The sequence below is a fragment of the Planktothrix sp. FACHB-1365 genome (assembly GCF_014697575.1).
Classification (GTDB): Bacteria; Cyanobacteriota; Cyanobacteriia; order Cyanobacteriales; family Microcoleaceae; genus Planktothrix.
In genome coordinates this window covers 199,373-217,639 of record NZ_JACJSC010000001.1, presented here as the reverse complement: position 1 = coordinate 217,639, position 18,267 = coordinate 199,373, and the positions used below count along the sequence as shown (strand labels likewise).

Here is an 18,267-nt window from a genome sequence, read left to right as displayed (position 1 = left end):
GATTAATTCTGGGGTGCTAGAAGCTCATCAATATCTAAGGGCTCAATAGGCATCCTGCAATTCATGGAAATCAGGAGAGATATAATCTTTTCTTAAAGGCCAACCGACCCAATCTTCCGGCATTAAAATCCGTTTGAGATTGGGATGACCTTCGTAGACGATACCATACATATCGTAGGATTCTCGCTCCTGAAAATCGGCCGCTTTCCAGATCCAGTAGACTGAAGGGACTCTGGGATCATCCCGTGGAACGAAGACTTTGACGCAGATTTCCTGGGGTTGTTCCACATTGTCATCAATTTTAACTAAGTGATAAACGCTGACTAAGGCATCCCCAGGGCCAGCATCATAGGCACATTGACAACGCAAGTAGTTAAATCCATAGGCATACAAAGCAGTCGCCAGGGGGATCAAATAATCTCGATCCACTTTAATCATTTCCACGCCCATTTTATTAGGGCCAAGGGATTCATGGTCAAAGCCATTTTGACTGAGCCATTGAGAAACTTTTCCAGCTTCAACAAGGGGGGCTTCGGAATTAGCCACGTTTTTCCTCCTTTGTCCGTTCGGCAATTAAAGCGGGAGGAATCGGCATTCCCATAGCTTCGGTTAACTGTTTAGGGGGAACTTGACGGGATTCGGTGACTAAATATTCACCTGTTAAAATTGGGGCAACAGGTTTCATATTATGAGGTCGGGTGTAATAGCGATGGGTTTGTTGAAGATTAGCCCGTTCCTGCAAGGAATCATCCGCAATTTTCTTCCGCAGTTTGATCACCGCATCAATAATGGCTTCAGGACGAGGAGGACACCCTGGAATATAGACATCCACAGGAATTAATTTATCAACCCCTCGCACGGCCGTTGTGGAGTCCATGCTAAACATTCCCCCAGTAACGGTACAAGCTCCCATAGCAATCACATACTTCGGTTCTGGCATTTGTTCGTACAAACGCACCAAAATCGGAGCATATTTCATGGTAATGGTTCCGGCGGTAATCAATAAATCCGCTTGTCGAGGACTAGACCGAGGAACCAAACCAAAACGGTCAAAGTCAAACCGAGAACCAATTAAACCAGCAAATTCAATAAAACAACAAGCTGTCCCGTACAACAAAGGCCATAAGCTAGACAGCCTTGCCCAGTTGTAAAGGTCATCCACCGTTGTCAGAATCACGTTTTCCGAGAGTTCCTGAGTGACTTGGGGACGCTCAACCGGATTGATAATTTTTTCCATTTCGGGTGAAATGCTTTGAGTCATGGTTTTATCACCTTTTATGACCATTCCAAGGCACCTTTACGCCAAGCGTAAACCAGTGCAATGACAAGAATTGCAATAAATATCAGGGCTTCAATAAAGGCCAGGAGTCCTAAATTGTGGAAGGCAACGGCCCAAGGGTAGAGAAACACGGTTTCAACATCGAAGACGACAAACACCAAGGCAAACATATAGTATCGGATGTTGAATTGAATCCATGCCCCTCCGATGGGTTCGTTCCCCGATTCGTAGGTGGTGCGACGGACACCACTCCGGCTTTTGGGTCGTAGGACTTTGGACGCGCCCAAAGCCAGGATAGGAACTAGGCTGCAAATGATTAAGAAGCCTAAAAAATATTCGTAGCCACTAAGAACAAACACAATAAATCACAGATCGCGCTAGGTTTGTAACTGATTTTTTACATTTTGACATAATCCCTTGTTAATCTTCGATCTAACCGGGGATTCTTTAATTCACAACTCTGTAGATTTTAGAGGTTGATCGTCATTCATCTTCGATTAATGATCAGAACCCCTTTAACAAAAGTCCGCTTTCTGTATTTTCGGGTCGGGGGGATGCAGTCCGAATGTACATCTGTTGTTCATGCTGATATCGGAATGTCTGTTGTGATTTGCTCAAATTTTGTAATATTATTTAATAGTTCTTCTAATAATTCTCAACTCATCCCTGTTCAAGTTATGAGTGAACCAGCCACTGAAGTGACAGCCCTTGATCGCCATGAGTGTAAAGCTTGTGGCTATGTCTATGAGCCAACCAAAGGCAGTTCTAATGTGCTTGCGGGGACAGCGTTTACAGATTTACCGACAAAGTGGCGTTGTCCCGTCTGTGGCGCACCGAAAAGCCAGTTTATCAATATTGGCTCTGTGGAAAACCCCTCTGGGTTTCAAGAGAATTTAGGCTTTGGTCTGGGGGTAAATACCTTGACCGCCCAGCAAAAGAATCTCCTAATTTTTGGGGGATTGGCCTTGGGATTTTTGTTCTTTATGAGCTTGTATGGCCTAAATTGAGGGATTAAAATTTCATTGAATCTAATGCACATTGTTAAATTTTTGCAAAAAATCGTTATAGTCTTGACAGTTGCATTAATTTGTGCAAGCTGTCGATACCTGCCCCAACTCAGTTACAATCCCTGGGAAGTGGTTCCCACTGAAACCCAAGCGAATTTAGCTGATATTGCTTTTACCGGAACTAACCCGAAACATGGTTGGATTGTGGGGAGTGACGCGACGCTATTAGAAACCACAGATGGGGGCGACCATTGGCAAGTCAAGCAACTGGATTTAGGGGAAGAAAAAGTTCGCTTCAACGCCGTCAGCTTTAACGGTTCTGAAGGCTGGATTGCAGGACTCCCCTCTATTTTGTTGCATACAACCAATGAAGGTCAAACCTGGGAACGGATTACCTTAAGTGCGAAGTTACCGGGTTCTCCTTATAGTATTGTGGCTCTTAGTCCCAATACCGCAGAAATGACAACGGATGTGGGAGCGATTTACCAAACCGAAGATGGCGGGAAAACCTGGAAAGCTCTTGTTGAAGATGCTGTAGGTTTTGTCAGAAGTCTGTCTCGTTCTGCGGATGGTCGCTATATTAGCGTTTCAGCTAAGGGGAATTTTTACTCAACTTGGGAACCGGGATCTAAAGCCTGGGAACCTCATAACCGTTACAGTTCTAAACGGTTAGAAAAGATTGGTTTTGGTCAAGATGGCCGTTTGTGGATGATTGCTCGGGGCGGTGAATTGCGGTTTACTGACCCAGAGGATATCAAAGCCTGGGGAGATCCGGTTAACCCAGAATATTCTACCAGTTGGGGATTTTTAGATTTAGCTTATCGCACGCCTGAAGAAATTTGGGTCAGTGGCGGGAGTGGAAATCTCCTGTGTAGTTTTGACGGTGGCCAAACTTGGCAGAAAGATCGGGAAGTCGAAAATGTCCCGTCGAATCTGTACAAAATCAAGTTTTTCGACCCTGAACAAGGGTTTGTCCTGGGTCAGAGGGGGACATTACTCCGTTATCAAGGTTCGACCCCACAAACGGCTTAAATAAACCTGAGATAAATCAATGGAGTAGGCTTGTTCCGCATTCCCTGCTCCCGTATCATATAGATTTGAGTGTTCAACTGTTGCTTGAGGAGATTTAACGATGTCAGGAACAACTGGAGAGCGTCCTTTTGGCGATATTATTACCAGTATCCGGTATTGGGTGATTCACAGTATTACAATTCCGGCTTTATTTATTGCAGGTTGGCTGTTTGTCAGCACCGGTTTAGCTTACGATGCCTTTGGAACCCCTCGCCCCGATGAGTATTTTACTCAGCAACGCCAGGAACTTCCGATTGTAAGCGATCGCTTTAATAGCAAAAAACAAATTGGCGACTTTTCGAGTAAATAATTAACACAGGAGTTTAATAAAATGGCAACTGGCACCAGTTCCAATGAACCGATAACTTATCCGATTTTTACAGTCCGTTGGTTAGCCGTTCATACTTTAGCAGTACCTACGGTTTTCTTCCTGGGTGCGATCGCAGCTATGCAATTTATTCAACGATAGGAGAATCACCATGGATCGCAGTACCAATCCAAATCGTCAACCTGTTGAGTTGAACAGAACTTCACTCTATTTAGGTTTGCTGTTGATTTTTGTTCTGGGTATTTTATTCTCCAGTTATTTCTTTAACTAACTGGATTTTTTCTCGATTTAACGATTTTGGATTCATTTCGTGACACTCCGCGAACGTTGATTGAGGAAACATATTTTTTACCTAAATATTCATCCTAAATCTCATATCCAAAATCTAAAATCCCTTGTCAATTAAGCTTTTGAATTAACGAGGTAATAACCGTGTTGCAATCAGGTAGACTTCCCTTGTGGTTAATCGCCACTGTTGCGGGAACAGGTGTTTTAGTTGTGGTTGGTTTATTTTTCTACGGTTCTTATGTAGGTTTAGGTTCTTCCTTCTAAGACCGATATAGATGGATGAGCGCGAGATGTCGCCTCTCTACCCGCTTTAAAGTTGAGTATAAATTTCCCTAAAACTTTCATACTCATAACAAAATCCCGCTCTCTCCCCTTGAGTGGGATTTTTGTTATCCTAGGAAATAAGCTAGAATAAAAATACATTTCAAGGACTGTTTTTTGATTAATTCTGTGAGTGCTTCTGTCTTTGATTCTGAACGTTTACTGTTTAGTCCCACACCGTCTAATTTAGATGCCATTCCAATTATTTTTGCTTTTCCTAATGAATATACCGTTGGTATTACCAGTTTAGGATATCAACTGGTTTGGGCGACTTTAGCCATGCGTTCTGATATAGAAGTAAGTCGTTTATTTACGGATGTGCATGAACCCTTACCTCAACATCCTAAACTCGTCGGTTTTTCCTTTTCTTGGGAACTGGATTATGTCAATATTTTTGAACGTTTAGAATTCCTCAATATTCCCCTGCGTTCGGTTCATCGGACAGAAAAACATCCCTTAATTTTTGGAGGCGGCCCCGTATTAACCGCTAATCCCGAACCCTTTGCTGATTTTTTTGATATTATTCTACTGGGTGATGGCGAAAACTTATTAGGCGATTTTATAGACGCTTATCAACAGGTTTGTCATGAGTCTCGTTCAACTCAATTACGACATTTAGCCCAAATTCCAGGGGTTTATATTCCGAGTTTATATGAAGTTTCTTATGACAGTTTAGAAGGTAACATTAAAGCCATTAAACCTGTCGATTCTAATATTCCGTCTCAAGTGCAAAAACAAACCTATCGAGGTAATATTTTATCCGCTTCAACGGTTGTTACAGAAAAAGCGGCTTGGGAAAATATCTATATGGTAGAAGTGGTTCGCAGTTGTCCTGAAATGTGCCGTTTCTGTTTAGCCAGTTATTTAACTTTACCCTTTAGAACAGCGAGTTTAGAAGCATCTTTAATTCCAGCAATTGAACGGGGACTGCAAGTAACACGGCGTTTAGGTTTATTAGGTGCGTCCGTGACACAACATCCTGAATTTGATGAATTATTAAATTATTTAACTCAATCGAAATATGATGATGTGCGTTTAAGTATTGCTTCAGTTAGAACAAATACCGTTACCGAAAAATTAGCAAAAACCTTAGCAAAACGAGACACTCGCACCTTGACAATTGCCGTAGAAAGTGGTAGCGATCGCCTCCGAAAAATCATTAATAAAAAGTTAGAAAATGAAGAAATTATTCAAGCCATTATTAACGCTAAAAATGGCGGTTTACAAGGGATGAAACTCTATGGCATGGTGGGGATTCCTGGGGAAGAATTAGAAGATGTGGAAGCCACCATAGACCTAATGAAGACGTTAAAAAAAGCAGTACCGGGCTTTAAATTAACCCTCGGTTGTAGTACCTTTGTACCAAAATCCCACACTCCATTTCAGTGGTTTGGGGTAAATCCTGATGCAGAAAAACGACTGAAATTATTAGAAAAACAATTAAAATCCAATAACATTGATTTCCGACCTGAAAGTTATAAATGGTCTGTGATTCAAGCTTTACTTTCTAGGGGCGATCGTCGAATTTCTCATCTGTTAGAATTAGTAAGAAACTATGGAGATTCTCTTGGAAGTTATCGCCGAGCCTTCAAAGAATTACGCGGAAAGTTACCCCCAATGGAATATTATGTTAACCAAAATTGGGATTTAGATCAAGTCTTACCTTGGCAACATCTTCAAGGCCCTTTACCCGTCAACACCCTGAAAAAACACCTTACCAACTCCCTGTAGGGTGCGTAAGCAACGCGCACGCACCATCATATTATTTAGGTAAATAATTAAAATTTTAATGATTTTGTTGATAATATTAAATTAGGTTGCGTAAGCGCAGCACTTACGCAACCTACGATTTTAACCTATAATAGAATCATTAATGAGGCAAGCCAGATTAACATGGAAATTAACCCTAATCCCCTCGAATTCCTAACTGCCAAGGTGCAAAAAACCGTTGCCGATACCCAAGATTTAGCGAACAAAATCTCTGCTCAAGTTCAAGAAAGTACCAATGTCGTAACAGCATGGGTAGAATCAGCCCCAAGTTCAATGGTGAGTGCGGGGGTAATTGCCACTCAAGAAGCCTTTAAAGTCGCCCATAATATCCGGTTTGAAAACCTACCAAGAGGGTTGCAATTAAAATTTGCTCGGGCGGGTGTGCGTGACGGAATGCGAAATGTTCAAGAAGCAGCAAGAGTCTTTGAATCTATACCCGCCCAAATTCGCGCCCAAGGCCCAGAAGCCATTCGTAATTTCTGTCAGGATAAAGATTGGAGTCACATTAAAGCCCACGTTAATGGTGGCGGAAGCGAAGCCAGTAACGGAATTTTTGAATATTTTTGGGTGAATCGTGCTCGTGGTGGTGTTGATATGACGGCCGAAGAATTAGCAATTGCTAAAAAAGTTTTAGCAGATGCTGCCTTTAAAACAGCAGTTACCGAAATTGTTCAGGTAACAATTAAAGGCGCGATTGTTGCAGCAGTTATCGAGTTAGTCTTTTCTATTTTGGAGAATTCTTTGTTATATGTTGAAGGCAAAATTACCCAGTCAGACTTAGTTAAAAATGTCGCTACTGCCACCGCTACTGCTGGAATTACGGGCGGTGTAATAACGGGAATTTTGTTAACAATTTGTATGATTTTTCCCCCTATTGCCACGCTTTTAGGTGCTGCTGCAATCCCCTTAGCCGTTGCAGGAATTGGTTTTATGGGAATTCGGGCTTGGGAAATTTTTTGTCATAGCGATCGCTTATTTGGAATTACTGAACAAACCCAAAAATTACTGGGGATAACTGAAGCGACAATTTAAGTAACTAGAAATGAGTTATTTTTTATTCCTTACTCTCTAAAATTTCAACAGTTCCTTGATAACCATCAACTCGAACTCGTTGACCATCTTTTAAAGAGGTGGTAGCTTCTTGAATATTCATCACCGCAGGGATACCATATTCTCGTGCGATAATTGCACCATGAGAAAGTTGTCCGCCGACTTCAGAAATAATGGCTTTTGCTGTTAATAAAATGGGCGACCATCCAGCATCGGTGTAGGGAACAACCAGAATTTTATCCTCGGTTTGATCTATAATATTGGTTAAACTACGACAAATTTTAACGATTCCTTCCACACATCCAATACTAGCAGGAATTCCTTGTAAAATTGCAGAATTTTGAGTGGTTTGTGACCGAGGTTTTGGTAAAATGTTTCCATAAACAATGGAAGGAACACTGCGATCGCAATCTTCTTGAAAAATATTCCGACGTTGATGAACTTTCGGAATAAAATCGGGTTCAATATTCTGTTCTATCCAAGCTTTAATTTCATCCCATTCTAAATAAAAAATATCTCCTGAGTTCTCTAATATTCCTTGAGTAATAGCTTGGGATTCTATAGCTAATATTGTCCATCGCAAATGAGCTAAAAGTTTCCCATAAACTTCAGCGATTTTACTTTTCGTTAACGTGCGTTCATAACATTGAGCTTGTCGCCATTGTTCCCATTGAGTTAAATTAGAAACGCTTAAATTTTCCATGCGGTAATTCGTATTTTTGATGATTTTGAATAGCATTTCTTTAAATATTTCTGGTTGTTCTAACCAATTGGGAACAGAAATATCCGTTCCGACTTCACTTAAATAGCCATAGGTTTGTAACCACGTTTCAAATTGTTGATAAAATTGTTGATTTTCTGTGAGTTTTTGCTCGAAAGATTGATTAGTAATGGGTTCGGTTTCTGTAAAGGTTTCTCTAATTTGATCCGCTAGAGTTTGTAACGCTTGCATTGAAGCAACTTCTGGGGCGGTATGGGTGGGTATCCAAGCATCAGAAACTTTAAATAAGGTTCGACGAATCGCTAACCCAATGGGAGCAATAATATTATAGTAAGTTGCTGATTTTAATGCCGTTTGTATGGTTTCAGCTTGTTCTAAGAGTTGAGTTAAGGTTAGTAATTCGAGGGATTGATGAGATTCAATCTGTTGTAATATCGGTAAAAATAGCTGTTCTAAATCTCGTTTAAAATCTTGATCTAAATGCCGTTCTCGTTGAATGAGTCGCCATAAACCCGGTAATGAAGGGAAGAGTTTACTAAGGGGAGGTTTTCCCATTTTTTGCCCTCGGACTAAAAACTCTAACCCCTGTTTAGGTAATCCCATTAACGTAAAGATTTCTCCTAATAAAGTAGCGTTAAAATAGGCGTGGGAAGCGAATAAGGTGGCAGTTTGTTTAAAATCTAAATGGGAAACTTTTTTTCCTAAAACTAAGGTAAATAGTTCACCCCAAACGCCACAGGTTAAGGGGCGATTAATTGACCATGTTAAGGGGGGAATGACCCCAGGAATTACTTCTGCGGCGATAGTTCTTGTCCAAATAGGGTGTAAATTAGTAATCGGACGAGTTTGCAAAATCCAAACTTTGACCCCATCCCAACACCATTCAATATCTTGGGGAATACCTTGATAAAAGGTTTCTATTTCTTGGGCGAGTTTAACTAATTCTAAAATCACTGTTTTAGGTAAAATTGTAGGAAGTTTTAACTGCTCAATTGGGGTATTGATTTCAATTTCTAAATGGACGGGAGTAAATTGACCACCAACCACCAATTGTGCCCCCCCTCGTAAGGCTTCAATAATAATTTGTGAACCGCCATCTAAGGGGTTTCGAGTAAACATTACGCCTGCAACTTCACTGGCTAAATAGGGTTGAATTAATACGGCAATTCCCCCATCAGAAATATGTTGATTTTGACGATAGGAAATCGCTTCAGGATTCCAATAAGATTTACGACATTGAATAATAGCAGGTTGTAATTCCGTCGGGGAATAAATCGGGCCAATGGTTTGATATTGTCCCGCCGCCGAAGAATGGTTACTATCTTCTCCGAGGGCAGAAGAACGTACAATTAAGGGATAATTTGTTAATTGAATTTGTTTTTTAAAAGAAATATTTATATCTTCTAAACGGTTAATTGCAGGTAAAACCCACCCTAAAGGAACTTTAAACCCAGCCCGTTTTAATTCACTTAATCGGGTTGCTTTTTCACCACAGTGTTGAATATCAAGTTTATCTTTTAAGTTAAAATATTGTTGTTTCATATACAGTCCTACATCATCTTTTTGAGCTAAATTAATGATAACTAATTCAACCGCTAAACCGATCACTGCCACCAATTCCCAAGGAGAAAAGGCAGGAGATTGGGATTTTTGATGCCAAAACCACACCCAAAATATCGCACTTAAACACCCTAAGCGGGATGCCCAAAGTCGAGAAGAAGACTTAGAAATGGGCAATAATAAATAACTAACTCTCCAGATCATTAATCCGGTGATTCCGCTACTAATGGCGATAATCGGAGAATAGACTAATATTCCCCAAGTTGCATTGGTAACGCCTCCTCCTTTAGCAATAAAATATCGCCCTGCGACTAATAAAATTAAACTGACGATTTGCAAAACTGGAGTATTGGGGAATAAAATCTTGGCAGTAATTACTGGAATAATCCCCCGTGCTATTTCTAGGATAACAGCAATGATTCCCGCTTGTTTTCCTCCCTGGGAAAAGGCGGCGGAAACACTAATATTTCCTGTCCCTAATTGGGATAAATTTTTTCCCGATAAAAGTTTAACAATCCAACGGGTTAGGGGTAAGGCCCCCAAACTAAAGCTACCCAATAACAGTAATAGTATTACGCCAAAATACATGATCAATATTTTCCTATAATGCGGTTTTAGGGGAAGCTTGTTATCCTTATCTGGTGAATGATAATATTTTAATTACTTCTGGCGTTTCTGTTATTTTTAATGCTAATCCCGATTTTCCCTGCTATTGTGATGATATTGGGGTGGGTGTAATTCCAAGAACTTTTAGTTTTTAATTAACCAAAAATGAGATAATCGTTAAGGTATCATTAAATTAAGGAAAAAATCGGTCTTATGACAAGTAATACCCTATGGATTCCGATTGCAGTGCTTGTTGTCGGATTTATTGCGGCAGTCAGTATTGGATCAATTGCTTGGTATAATTCTAAGCGCCCTCCCGGTTGGGAAGGTAAAGAAAGACCAGACTATATTCCTAAAGTCAATTCAGAAGATGAGAAAAATTAAGGACAAAATCGGTCTGTAGATCTGGAGTTTTAATTTCCTCGAATCAGAGGTGCTATTTTTACGCCAGATCCGGATCGGTTTTCACTCATCTTTTCAGGTTTCAAACGTTACTGTCAAGATGAAAGTCGGGAAGAACAGTTGCTTTTCCCGACTTCAAACTCAAACCGATTTTCTTTAACAACTCTCCTCCGATAATTCAATGTTTAACAATGAACCAACAACGGTTTAGTTTTTCTTTCCTTTAGGAAATTGGTTAATTTGGGCAGACCCATAAAAAATCAGAGAATTGTTTTGAATTCGCAGTCGATCCACCTTTAATTGGGTTCCATCTAAGGCGAACTTATCAAGATCTAATAAATCATTGACATGGTTCACCAAAGCTTGACTCAGGTTAATAGCCTCCTGATTTCCGCTATATTGGACATCGACAAATCGGATTTTTTGACGGTCTTGCACCTCCACTTGAGTTGTAAAATCAACTTGAACAGGTTCCTGTGAATTTCCCAGGAGGATTTCTGATTGAATTCGCAGGGCTTTTTCAGGAGTAATAGTCATTAAAGTTTTAGTAAACTTTAAGGGTTCTCCCTGATATTGAAGGCGCTGAAGTTTTTCGACGACAAACGGAGTGTTAAAAGAGTCCGTTAAATCTTCCTCGGTTAACACCACCCGTAAACTCGCTTGAGTGGGTTGTCGTAACTTCACTTGACCTGTAAAAATGGCGCTGAAATCAATAGACACCGCTTGCACATAGAGTTCCATGACGGCAATGCGGAGGCCGTTGTACATCAGCATTCCGTTTCCGATGAAATCAAAACCATCGACGCTTCCCTGCAATAGCTTGGCTACAGGTTCCGCCCGAACGTTGGCTTCAATTTTTTCAGAACGCTTGAACAAAGCCGCGATCGCAGTCCCGACAGCCTTGCTGACCAGGCGATCGCCACTTTGAGTCTGAAAAGAAGTGCTTCCAAACAAAGCCTGTACCATTCCTATGCTCGTTAGCCGACCTACTCATTATAACTTTTTATGAAGTTTTGTAAAAATCAGTAATACTTATCGGGGGGATAGTTGAAAGTTAAACCAGGGATGATGGTTACGGGAAATGGTGAACCCGTTAGAATGGTTGAGTGAATCGTCGCCCAATAGCGCGTATAAGTCGTGTTGGCTCTTAAGGTACACAGCTTGATCCGTGATCACTATGCTCTATTACAGCATTTGTCCGAGTTGCCGATTACAAAATCAACCATTCAAAAATTTGATTAACGGTTAACTGTAACTTAATTCCGGTTAAAATAGGTAAGGGAGTATCTCCCCGTAAAAGTTGTACCCGTTGGTCAGCAAATACAATTAAAACTGTTTCTTCATCGGGGTCAATTAACCACCCTAATTCTGTTCCATTTTGGGAACAATGCAACAAATTTCCTAAAACTTTGGTTTGACTTTGTTCAGGGGATAAAATTTCAATTGACCAATCAGGATGAACCTCGAAGCGATTAGCAATTCGACAGGAAGAGGTGCGAGGAATTCTTTCCCATCGAAATACAACGATATCAGGAACAATTGCATTTCCCCCAAAACTACAGCGTAATTCAGGAAACGCATAGGCAATTTTGTGAGGTTCAGCAACGGCGTTAATCACCTCGCAAAGTTTCCCTTGAATTAAACTATGTTCACCTTGGGGCATCGGTTTGGATCTAATTTGACCATTAATTAATTCTTGGGCAGGTTTCGTTTCCGGTTGTTGCAGAAATTCCTCTAATGTTAACTTTGGGGTGGTTGTTTGAATCATCACTTTAAACCCAATTTCTGTTTTAATTCTGATACTTTACTACCCTTAAAGCAAGCACTCCTAGACAACTTGGGATTGCTATATGAGTTTTCTACAATTATTATTTGCGGTTTTTCCAATACCCAGGCTCTCGACTGCAATGCGTCACTGCTAGAATCAAAATGTAGTCTTGCTCAATCGTATAGAGGATGCTATAGGGAAATTTGCGCGTCAAACATCGCCGAACGTTTTCGTCAAATATAGCCCAGCGAGTCGGAGATTCCTTAATTCGATAAACTGCATCCTCAATAACGTTAATAAATGCCTGTGCTACTTCAGAACTCTGTGCTGCATAGTATTGGACAGCATCAGCATATTCAGCCAGTGCTTCAGGGTGAAATACATACTTCATGGGTCAAGCAACATCCTCACTTGAGCTAAGGCTTCATCCCCTGGAATTGCTTGCACAGCACCACTTCGGATCTCGTTACGTCGTTTATGGGCTTCAGATGTCCAAGCAGCCTGAATCTTTGGATCGGTATCGAATTCTAAACTTTCTGCGAGTTTTTCTGCTAAAAGTGCTCTTGATGCACTAGGGAGAGATAAAAGCTCTTCTGTCAGTTGTTCAATTGACCGCATAGCTCCTCGCCAATTGCTTAATTATAATCATAATTTAACATATTTTAGACTAGAAACCGTCAACCTTTTATTAACGTTGTCCCCTCCAAACAAGCACCCTCTAAAATAACACCAACAAATACAGTTTGTTCAAGAATAGCGCAGAGTAAATTGGCTCGTTCTAAATTAGTTCCTCGAAGAATAGCACCGGATAAATTGGCTTCTTCTAAATCAGCGCCTGATAAATCAGCCCCCGATAAATTGGTATTTCTTAAATCAGCTTGATATAAAATTCCTTGAGACAAATTTACCCCCCGTAAATCAGCCGCCCGTAAATCAACCCCACTTAAATCTAAATTTCCACAGGTCGCTCCGGTTAAAAATGTCCCTAGAAAGCTGGCTTCTTGTACCTCTGCATTTAATAGAATTGCTCCTCTTAAATCGGCATTTCTGAAGTCTGTTCCTTGTAAATTAGCACCGGATAAATCAGCGCCTCTTAAATTAGCTCGAACTTGCGCGCCTTGTAAATTAGCACCGGATAAATTAGCACCGGATAAATTAGCACCGGATAAATCCACCTGAGCTAAATTGGCTCCTGATAAATCCACACCGGATAAATTAACATGACTGAGGTTTTGAATGGTTCCTCGCCTAATGGCATTAAGATCCAAAGATGGGGAGTGAGTCATAGTGATAATGAGTGATGATTCCAATAACTTAAACTTGAGATTGTGTTTCAGTTTTAGGCTTAGAACTTAATGCTTCTTCTAACCACACATTGGGTAATTGACTGGGTTGAGTCGGCAATTGTATTAAGCCAATTTCAGCTAATTTTACAACATTTTTTAAGGCTTCAACTAATGCTGGGTCAAACCGAGTTCCACTTAACTCCTGACATTTTTCCATCGCCTCTGTTAAGCTATGGGCGTGGCGTTTTCCTCTAGGTTGAGTTAAGCTTTGAAAATAAGCAACTAGCCCTAAAATTCGAGCTTTAATATTAATTTCTTCGCCTTTTAGCCCATCGGGTTTTCCACTGCCATCCCAACATTCTAACTGATGAGCGACCACATCCCGAATAATTGCTAATTCTGGCATCGACTCTAATAATCTTGCCCCAATTAAAGCCCGTTCTGACCAAAACTTTCGAGTCGCATCATCCATTTCTTCTGGGCTTTGAGTAAACACTTCATCCGGTGCTGAAGACAACCCAATTCGATATAATAATCCGGCTAATTGTAACCGCCTTAATTTCACCGTAGGCAGATCTAAAATTTGTCCAATGGTTTCTGATAAGGCAGCGACTTGTAAGGAAGCACAGGGGTTATTTTGATCTCGTTCATCAACCCGTTGCGCCATTCTTAAAAACGCTTGTAATTTATTCGCAGTAATATTGCGGCTGACTCGTTTTGCTTGTCCTTCTAATTCCCATAATTCACGGGTTTGGCGGTTAACAGTAATCAGTTCTTGTTGAGAAGATTGTAAATAACTGACAATCCGAGAAACAACTCCGGTTAAATCAGGAACTTGATGATAAGGTGTCGCTATAATTTCTTGATATTGTTGCAATAAACGGTCTGCTAATTCAGAATTATAGGGTCGAAAACGATCAATTAAAATTCTAGCAGATTCTCGAACTAATTTTTGATCAAATGTCCATAATCCATAAAATTTTCGTTCTGTATCAGTTGTGGGTTTGCTATGAGCCGGATATTCATCGGGCATTAATTCATGGCATAATACCATTGTCGTATAACTTGGAGCTAAAATAATTAAATTCCACTCCATGACCAAACTATCAGAACGGTCTAAATTAATTAAAGAAACATTTTCTAACTGTCCGGTACGATGGGTCAAAAACCCACTATCTGCAACAGCGCTAATCACAACATGACGACAAGATTGAACCAGATCAAAATAGCGATCAGCTTCTTGAAGATACCATTTTCCCTCCTGAAATGTCACTAACACCAGAGGTTGTTGCTCTGGGGGTGCATCACTATTTTGCAAAATGTGATCTTCAAGTGCATGACAGAGTGCAACTAGCGTATTCTTGAAATAGACACCATAACTAGAAGGCAGTTGACCATCTGAAAGGGAGGTTTTAAGCTGATTGAGCGTGGATTCTGGATTCATTGGCAAACGCGAGTCCCGACTATTCCTTAAATCTTAACTGCTATGGGCAGAATTATAAAAGTAAATAGCTAAAAATTTTCATTTTCTCGTCGAGATCGCCCAGGATTTAGGATAGGATCAATCCATCAAGGATATTACAGCTTTTAAACCCCTCCGCGTTTTCTGTTTAATTTTGCCTTGATCTGACTTAACAAGAGAAAAAACAGGAATAGGGTGGAAAAATACTGTCGATTTTTACTGAAACCATAGGGAAAGTAGACATGATTACTGAGTTTATTCAACAGATTCCTAAAGCCGAATTACATATTCATATTGAAGGGTCGTTAGAACCGGAATTTATGTTGAATTTGGCTGAACGAAATCAGATTAAATTACCCTTTGCTTCGGTGGAGGAAATTCGACAAGCTTACCAGTTTAATCATCTCCAATCTTTTTTAGATTTATATTATTTGGGTTCTAGGGTATTATTGACAGAGCAAGATTTTTATGATTTAACTTGGGCTTATTTGGAAAAAGTAGCTTGTCAAAATGTCCGACATACTGAAATATTTTTTGATCCTCAAACCCATACACAACGCGGAATTCCCTTTGAAGTTGTACTGTCAGGTATTGATCAAGCCTTACAAGCAGGACAGAAAAAATTAGGTATTTCGTCTCGGTTAATGTTATGTTTTTTGCGCCATTTAAGTCCCGAATCTGCTATGGAAATCTTAAAACAAGCGATTCCGTATCGAGATCAAATTATAGCAGTAGGATTAGATTCTTCTGAAAAAGGTTATCCTCCCTCACTCTTTAAAACAGTTTTTGAAGTCGCTAGAAATTTAGGCTTTTTAACCGTTGCTCATGCAGGAGAAGAGGGGCCACCCGAATATATTTGGCAAGCGATTCATGTATTAAAAGTTTCTCGAATTGATCATGGGGTTCGCTGTATTGAAGATCAGAAGTTAGTAGAATATTTAAAGGAAAAACAGATGCCTTTAACGGTTTGTCCCTTATCGAACGTGAAGTTAAAGGTTTTTCCAACTTTACAACATCATAATCTCAAAACCCTTCTGGATTTAGGATTATGTGTTACGGTAAATTCTGATGATCCGGCTTATTTTGGGGGCTATATTCTGGAGAATTTTCTCGAAACTCAATCCGCTTTAAACTTTAGTTTTCAAGAGATTTATCAATTGGCTAAAAATTCTTTTTTAGCGTCATTTTTAGGGGAACAGGAAAAGCAAAATAGAATTGATGAGTTAGACCAATTTATGCAACAGTTTACACAAAAATTAAGTTAAGCTGTTCAGGGTCTAAATTTGATCCAGCTTAATTTCCTACACCCCATATCCTATACTCGATCTCAATAGTCAGTTTTGAAATAGGCAGGTTATTGCTATTTTTACTTTTTTTGTAGTAGGATAATTTGTACTTTTTAAACAGAGCAATTTCTTTCGCCTTGATCTTTTACGGAGATTGGATTTATGACCCTGCAACCAAATTTTTCATCCCCATCTACTCCTGAACCTGTTGCAATGTCCACAGGTAGTACAACCTCCTTAGTAGGAGTTAATATTATTACAATTACGAATAAAGATGCTAATAGAAAGGGGGAATATATTGGAACAACTAACCCTGATTATATTGAAGTTTCTCCATTTCTAGCCCCCTTTGACTTTATACTTTATGGCTTAGAAGGTGCGGATACCTTATCAGGAGGTGCAGGGGATGATAGTTTATTTGGAGGGAAAGGAAATGACTCTTTAATTGGTTTAAATAGTAATGATATTATTCAAGGAAATTTAGGTGCAGATTATATTAATGGGGGAAATGGAGATGATTCGGTTTTTGGTGGACAGGGAAATGATACCCTTTTGGGTTCAGCCGGAAATGATTCCTTGGCTGGCGATAAAGGGGTAAATCAGTTAACAGGAGGATTTGGAATTGATCACTTTGCTGTTCGTTTAATTGAGTCAGATAGTACGAGTTCAGCCTCGAATTTTATTCCCGAAAATGCGGATGTGATTACAGATTTTACCCCCGGAGAAGACGTGATTGTCGTCAGTGGCGTTCCTTCCTTTGCTCAACTCAGTTTAGTTTCAATTACCCCTGAAGCTGTCAGAGGAATATTCCCTAGTATTGAACGTACCCTCGGTGGGGGAACCTTAATTGAAGTTCAAGCGACGGGTCAAATTATCGGATTTTTAGAAAATATTGAACCCCAGCAATTATTAACTTCTTCGTTCCTATTTTTCCCAACTTCTTTAGGTTAGTTAATCGGTAAAATCTGAACTATTGGTTTCTCCATCACTTAAGGGTAAAAAGATCTCAACGATGGTTCCTTGATTTTTTCCGGGACTCACTAATTGGATTTTACCTCCCATCATTTCTACTAAATTTCTGGAAATGACTAATCCTAGTCCCGTACTTCCTAAAGCATGGAGTCGGGATTCATCTTCAACAACAAAAGGTTGAAATAGTTTTTCTTGAATTTGAGGGGAAATTCCAATTCCAGTATCTTTAACTGTAATCACTGCCATTTCTTCACTCTCTTGAGTGTCACTCTGAACAATAGAGCGAACTTCTGTGCTAATCGAAATACTCCCTCGATCTGTAAACTTAATCGCATTCCCAATAATATTGATTAAAACTTGTTTAAGTTTTGTCGGGTCTGCTTTAACTTTAATCCGGTGAGAATAGTCTTGTTTATAGAGACGTAATCCCTTCTGACGAATATTAGAAAATTGTAGATAAATAGCGGCGGTTAAACTGGCGTGTAAATCAATAGTTTTAATATCAAAGGAAACTCGACCTTCTTCTATTCGAGCTAAGTCTAAAACTTGATTGATTAATGTTAAAAGATGTAGAGAGGAATCATGCGCTTGTTCTAAAAGCTCTCGTTCTTCATCTCGATCATCACATAAATCATCTAATAACAGTTGTAAGGAGCCAATAATCCCATTCATCGGCGTTCTTAACTCATGGGAAGTTTGCCTCAAAAACTCATCCTTTCGATGATTCATCTCCTGCAAAACTTTATTTTTAGCTTCAACAGAACGATATTTGTCCCAGGTTATTTTAAGTTTTTGTTCGAGATCTGCTTTTTCAACCTGAAACTTTTCTTTCGTGGTTTGTAATAACGCCTCTAAAGCAACTTTTTCCAGCTTGAATTGTTGCAAATTTTGATAATAAATCAACGCCATTACAGAACTAAACAAAGCCACTAACACCGAAACAATCGGTATGAATGCTGTGAAGACTGGAAAACTTTGAGCAAAATAAGCAATAAGTCCCACTGCTATCACACCGACTATAGCAATTAGCACTCCTCGCTGTAGTTCCCTGGATTGTCTGAGCTTTTGACCCATAATATATTACACCCGT

At 39.8% G+C, this 18,267-nt stretch carries 22 protein-coding genes; 11 read left to right on the top strand and 11 right to left on the bottom strand.

Annotated elements, in window-relative coordinates; genetic code table 11:
• Nucleotides 1-42 precede the first annotated feature (42 nt).
• From H6G57_RS00985 to ndhC, 3 genes are read right to left on the bottom strand one after another with little or no spacing between them, the layout of a single operon-like run.
• A complete protein-coding gene (locus tag H6G57_RS00985; RefSeq protein ID WP_190515283.1) occupies nucleotides 43-546 on the bottom strand; it encodes an NAD(P)H-quinone oxidoreductase subunit J in 504 nt (167 codons plus the stop codon).
• A complete protein-coding gene (gene ndhK, locus H6G57_RS00980; protein WP_190515282.1) occupies nucleotides 539-1,261 on the bottom strand; it encodes a photosynthetic/respiratory NAD(P)H-quinone oxidoreductase subunit K in 723 nt (240 codons plus the stop codon). The genes H6G57_RS00985 and ndhK overlap by 8 nt, the downstream gene beginning before the upstream one ends.
• A gap of 14 nt (nucleotides 1,262-1,275) precedes the next feature.
• Nucleotides 1,276-1,638 (bottom strand): photosynthetic/respiratory NAD(P)H-quinone oxidoreductase subunit C, encoded by a 363-nt coding sequence (gene ndhC / locus H6G57_RS00975; protein ID WP_072718243.1) that lies wholly within the window; start codon nucleotides 1,636-1,638, stop codon nucleotides 1,276-1,278.
• Nucleotides 1,639-1,956: 318 nt separating this feature from the next.
• On the opposite strand from ndhC, the gene H6G57_RS00970 reads away from it, so the two are divergent.
• From H6G57_RS00970 to H6G57_RS00935, 8 genes are all read left to right on the top strand, one after another.
• On the top strand, nucleotides 1,957-2,286 hold the full coding sequence (locus H6G57_RS00970; protein ID WP_190516264.1) for a rubredoxin: 330 nt from the start codon (nucleotides 1,957-1,959) through the stop codon (nucleotides 2,284-2,286).
• A 24-nt stretch (nucleotides 2,287-2,310) separates the two neighbouring features.
• Nucleotides 2,311-3,318, top strand: a complete 1,008-nt coding sequence (locus H6G57_RS00965; RefSeq protein WP_190515280.1) for a photosynthesis system II assembly factor Ycf48 — start codon at nucleotides 2,311-2,313, stop codon at nucleotides 3,316-3,318.
• A 100-nt stretch (nucleotides 3,319-3,418) separates the two neighbouring features.
• Complete coding sequence (gene psbE / locus H6G57_RS00960) at nucleotides 3,419-3,667, top strand: cytochrome b559 subunit alpha (RefSeq protein ID WP_190515279.1); 249 nt, start codon at nucleotides 3,419-3,421, stop codon at nucleotides 3,665-3,667.
• A gap of 21 nt (nucleotides 3,668-3,688) precedes the next feature.
• Complete coding sequence (gene psbF / locus H6G57_RS00955; RefSeq protein ID WP_072718246.1) at nucleotides 3,689-3,826, top strand: cytochrome b559 subunit beta; 138 nt, start codon at nucleotides 3,689-3,691, stop codon at nucleotides 3,824-3,826.
• Nucleotides 3,827-3,836: 10 nt separating this feature from the next.
• Nucleotides 3,837-3,956 carry a photosystem II reaction center protein L gene (locus H6G57_RS00950; RefSeq protein ID WP_190515277.1) on the top strand — a complete coding sequence of 40 codons (120 nt, stop codon included), beginning with the start codon at nucleotides 3,837-3,839 and terminating at the stop codon, nucleotides 3,954-3,956.
• Nucleotides 3,957-4,117: 161 nt separating this feature from the next.
• Nucleotides 4,118-4,237, top strand: coding sequence for a photosystem II reaction center protein J (locus tag H6G57_RS00945; RefSeq protein WP_072718248.1), 120 nt, complete (start codon nucleotides 4,118-4,120; stop codon nucleotides 4,235-4,237).
• A 186-nt stretch (nucleotides 4,238-4,423) separates the two neighbouring features.
• Nucleotides 4,424-6,025 carry a radical SAM protein gene (locus H6G57_RS00940; RefSeq protein ID WP_190516262.1) on the top strand — a complete coding sequence of 534 codons (1,602 nt, stop codon included), beginning with the start codon at nucleotides 4,424-4,426 and terminating at the stop codon, nucleotides 6,023-6,025.
• 162 nt (nucleotides 6,026-6,187) lie between these two features.
• Nucleotides 6,188-7,096: a hypothetical protein gene (locus H6G57_RS00935; protein ID WP_190515275.1), complete on the top strand. Its 909-nt coding sequence runs from the start codon at nucleotides 6,188-6,190 to the stop codon at nucleotides 7,094-7,096.
• Between the two features lie 22 nt (nucleotides 7,097-7,118).
• Here H6G57_RS00935 and H6G57_RS00930 read toward each other — a convergent pair whose 3' ends face one another.
• Entirely contained in the window at nucleotides 7,119-9,983 is a 2,865-nt protein-coding gene (locus H6G57_RS00930; protein ID WP_190515274.1) for a glycerol-3-phosphate acyltransferase, read from the bottom strand.
• Between the two features lie 231 nt (nucleotides 9,984-10,214).
• On the opposite strand from H6G57_RS00930, the gene psb35 reads away from it, so the two are divergent.
• On the top strand, nucleotides 10,215-10,385 hold the full coding sequence (gene psb35, locus H6G57_RS00925; RefSeq protein ID WP_190515272.1) for a photosystem II assembly protein Psb35: 171 nt from the start codon (nucleotides 10,215-10,217) through the stop codon (nucleotides 10,383-10,385).
• Nucleotides 10,386-10,610: 225 nt separating this feature from the next.
• Here the strand turns inward: psb35 and H6G57_RS00920 are convergent, their stop codons facing one another.
• The 6 genes from H6G57_RS00920 to H6G57_RS00895 form a co-directional block, all read right to left on the bottom strand.
• The gene (locus tag H6G57_RS00920) at nucleotides 10,611-11,369 is read right to left on the bottom strand and encodes a DUF2993 domain-containing protein (RefSeq protein WP_190515270.1); all 759 of its coding nucleotides are present in this window, start codon (nucleotides 11,367-11,369) and stop codon (nucleotides 10,611-10,613) included.
• Between the two features lie 244 nt (nucleotides 11,370-11,613).
• Nucleotides 11,614-12,171, bottom strand: coding sequence for a Uma2 family endonuclease (locus H6G57_RS00915; protein WP_190515269.1), 558 nt, complete (start codon nucleotides 12,169-12,171; stop codon nucleotides 11,614-11,616).
• 100 nt (nucleotides 12,172-12,271) lie between these two features.
• On the bottom strand, nucleotides 12,272-12,562 hold the full coding sequence (locus H6G57_RS00910) for a type II toxin-antitoxin system RelE/ParE family toxin (protein ID WP_190515268.1): 291 nt from the start codon (nucleotides 12,560-12,562) through the stop codon (nucleotides 12,272-12,274).
• The gene (locus H6G57_RS00905; protein ID WP_190515266.1) at nucleotides 12,559-12,789 is read right to left on the bottom strand and encodes an addiction module protein; all 231 of its coding nucleotides are present in this window, start codon (nucleotides 12,787-12,789) and stop codon (nucleotides 12,559-12,561) included. Before H6G57_RS00905 ends, H6G57_RS00910 begins: the two co-directional genes overlap by 4 nt.
• A gap of 59 nt (nucleotides 12,790-12,848) precedes the next feature.
• On the bottom strand, nucleotides 12,849-13,457 hold the full coding sequence (locus H6G57_RS00900) for a pentapeptide repeat-containing protein (protein WP_190515264.1): 609 nt from the start codon (nucleotides 13,455-13,457) through the stop codon (nucleotides 12,849-12,851).
• A gap of 28 nt (nucleotides 13,458-13,485) precedes the next feature.
• Nucleotides 13,486-14,901 carry an HD domain-containing phosphohydrolase gene (locus H6G57_RS00895; RefSeq protein ID WP_190515263.1) on the bottom strand — a complete coding sequence of 472 codons (1,416 nt, stop codon included), beginning with the start codon at nucleotides 14,899-14,901 and terminating at the stop codon, nucleotides 13,486-13,488.
• A gap of 260 nt (nucleotides 14,902-15,161) precedes the next feature.
• Here H6G57_RS00895 and H6G57_RS00890 point away from each other — a divergent pair, with 260 nt between their 5' ends.
• Both H6G57_RS00890 and H6G57_RS29540 read left to right on the top strand, forming a co-directional pair.
• Complete coding sequence (locus tag H6G57_RS00890; RefSeq protein WP_199313897.1) at nucleotides 15,162-16,184, top strand: adenosine deaminase; 1,023 nt, start codon at nucleotides 15,162-15,164, stop codon at nucleotides 16,182-16,184.
• A 183-nt stretch (nucleotides 16,185-16,367) separates the two neighbouring features.
• Entirely contained in the window at nucleotides 16,368-17,156 is a 789-nt protein-coding gene (locus H6G57_RS29540) for a calcium-binding protein (protein ID WP_190515261.1), read from the top strand.
• Here the strand turns inward: H6G57_RS29540 and H6G57_RS00880 are convergent, their stop codons facing one another.
• Nucleotides 17,157-18,251, bottom strand: a complete 1,095-nt coding sequence (locus H6G57_RS00880) for a sensor histidine kinase KdpD (RefSeq protein ID WP_190515259.1) — start codon at nucleotides 18,249-18,251, stop codon at nucleotides 17,157-17,159.
• Nucleotides 18,252-18,267: the final 16 nt, after the last annotated feature.

Bases quoted from the DNA above. Each gene is read 5' to 3' on its own strand.
- ndhK (WP_190515282.1), bottom strand. From the start codon at position 1,261: ATGACTCAAAGCATTTCACCCGAAATGGAAAAAATTATCAATCCGGTT.
- H6G57_RS00970 (WP_190516264.1), top strand. From the start codon at position 1,957: ATGAGTGAACCAGCCACTGAAGTGACAGCCCTTGATCGCCATGAGTGT.
- H6G57_RS00965 (WP_190515280.1), top strand. From the start codon at position 2,311: ATGCACATTGTTAAATTTTTGCAAAAAATCGTTATAGTCTTGACAGTT.
- psbE (WP_190515279.1), top strand. From the start codon at position 3,419: ATGTCAGGAACAACTGGAGAGCGTCCTTTTGGCGATATTATTACCAGT.
- psbF (WP_072718246.1), top strand. From the start codon at position 3,689: ATGGCAACTGGCACCAGTTCCAATGAACCGATAACTTATCCGATTTTT.
- H6G57_RS00950 (WP_190515277.1), top strand. From the start codon at position 3,837: ATGGATCGCAGTACCAATCCAAATCGTCAACCTGTTGAGTTGAACAGA.
- H6G57_RS00935 (WP_190515275.1), top strand. From the start codon at position 6,188: ATGGAAATTAACCCTAATCCCCTCGAATTCCTAACTGCCAAGGTGCAA.
- H6G57_RS00930 (WP_190515274.1), bottom strand. From the start codon at position 9,983: ATGTATTTTGGCGTAATACTATTACTGTTATTGGGTAGCTTTAGTTTG.
- psb35 (WP_190515272.1), top strand. From the start codon at position 10,215: ATGACAAGTAATACCCTATGGATTCCGATTGCAGTGCTTGTTGTCGGA.
- H6G57_RS00920 (WP_190515270.1), bottom strand. From the start codon at position 11,369: ATGGTACAGGCTTTGTTTGGAAGCACTTCTTTTCAGACTCAAAGTGGC.
- H6G57_RS00915 (WP_190515269.1), bottom strand. From the start codon at position 12,171: ATGATTCAAACAACCACCCCAAAGTTAACATTAGAGGAATTTCTGCAA.
- H6G57_RS00910 (WP_190515268.1), bottom strand. From the start codon at position 12,562: ATGAAGTATGTATTTCACCCTGAAGCACTGGCTGAATATGCTGATGCT.
- H6G57_RS00905 (WP_190515266.1), bottom strand. From the start codon at position 12,789: ATGCGGTCAATTGAACAACTGACAGAAGAGCTTTTATCTCTCCCTAGT.
- H6G57_RS00900 (WP_190515264.1), bottom strand. From the start codon at position 13,457: ATGACTCACTCCCCATCTTTGGATCTTAATGCCATTAGGCGAGGAACC.
- H6G57_RS00895 (WP_190515263.1), bottom strand. From the start codon at position 14,901: ATGAATCCAGAATCCACGCTCAATCAGCTTAAAACCTCCCTTTCAGAT.
- H6G57_RS00890 (WP_199313897.1), top strand. From the start codon at position 15,162: ATGATTACTGAGTTTATTCAACAGATTCCTAAAGCCGAATTACATATT.
- H6G57_RS29540 (WP_190515261.1), top strand. From the start codon at position 16,368: ATGACCCTGCAACCAAATTTTTCATCCCCATCTACTCCTGAACCTGTT.
- H6G57_RS00880 (WP_190515259.1), bottom strand. From the start codon at position 18,251: ATGGGTCAAAAGCTCAGACAATCCAGGGAACTACAGCGAGGAGTGCTA.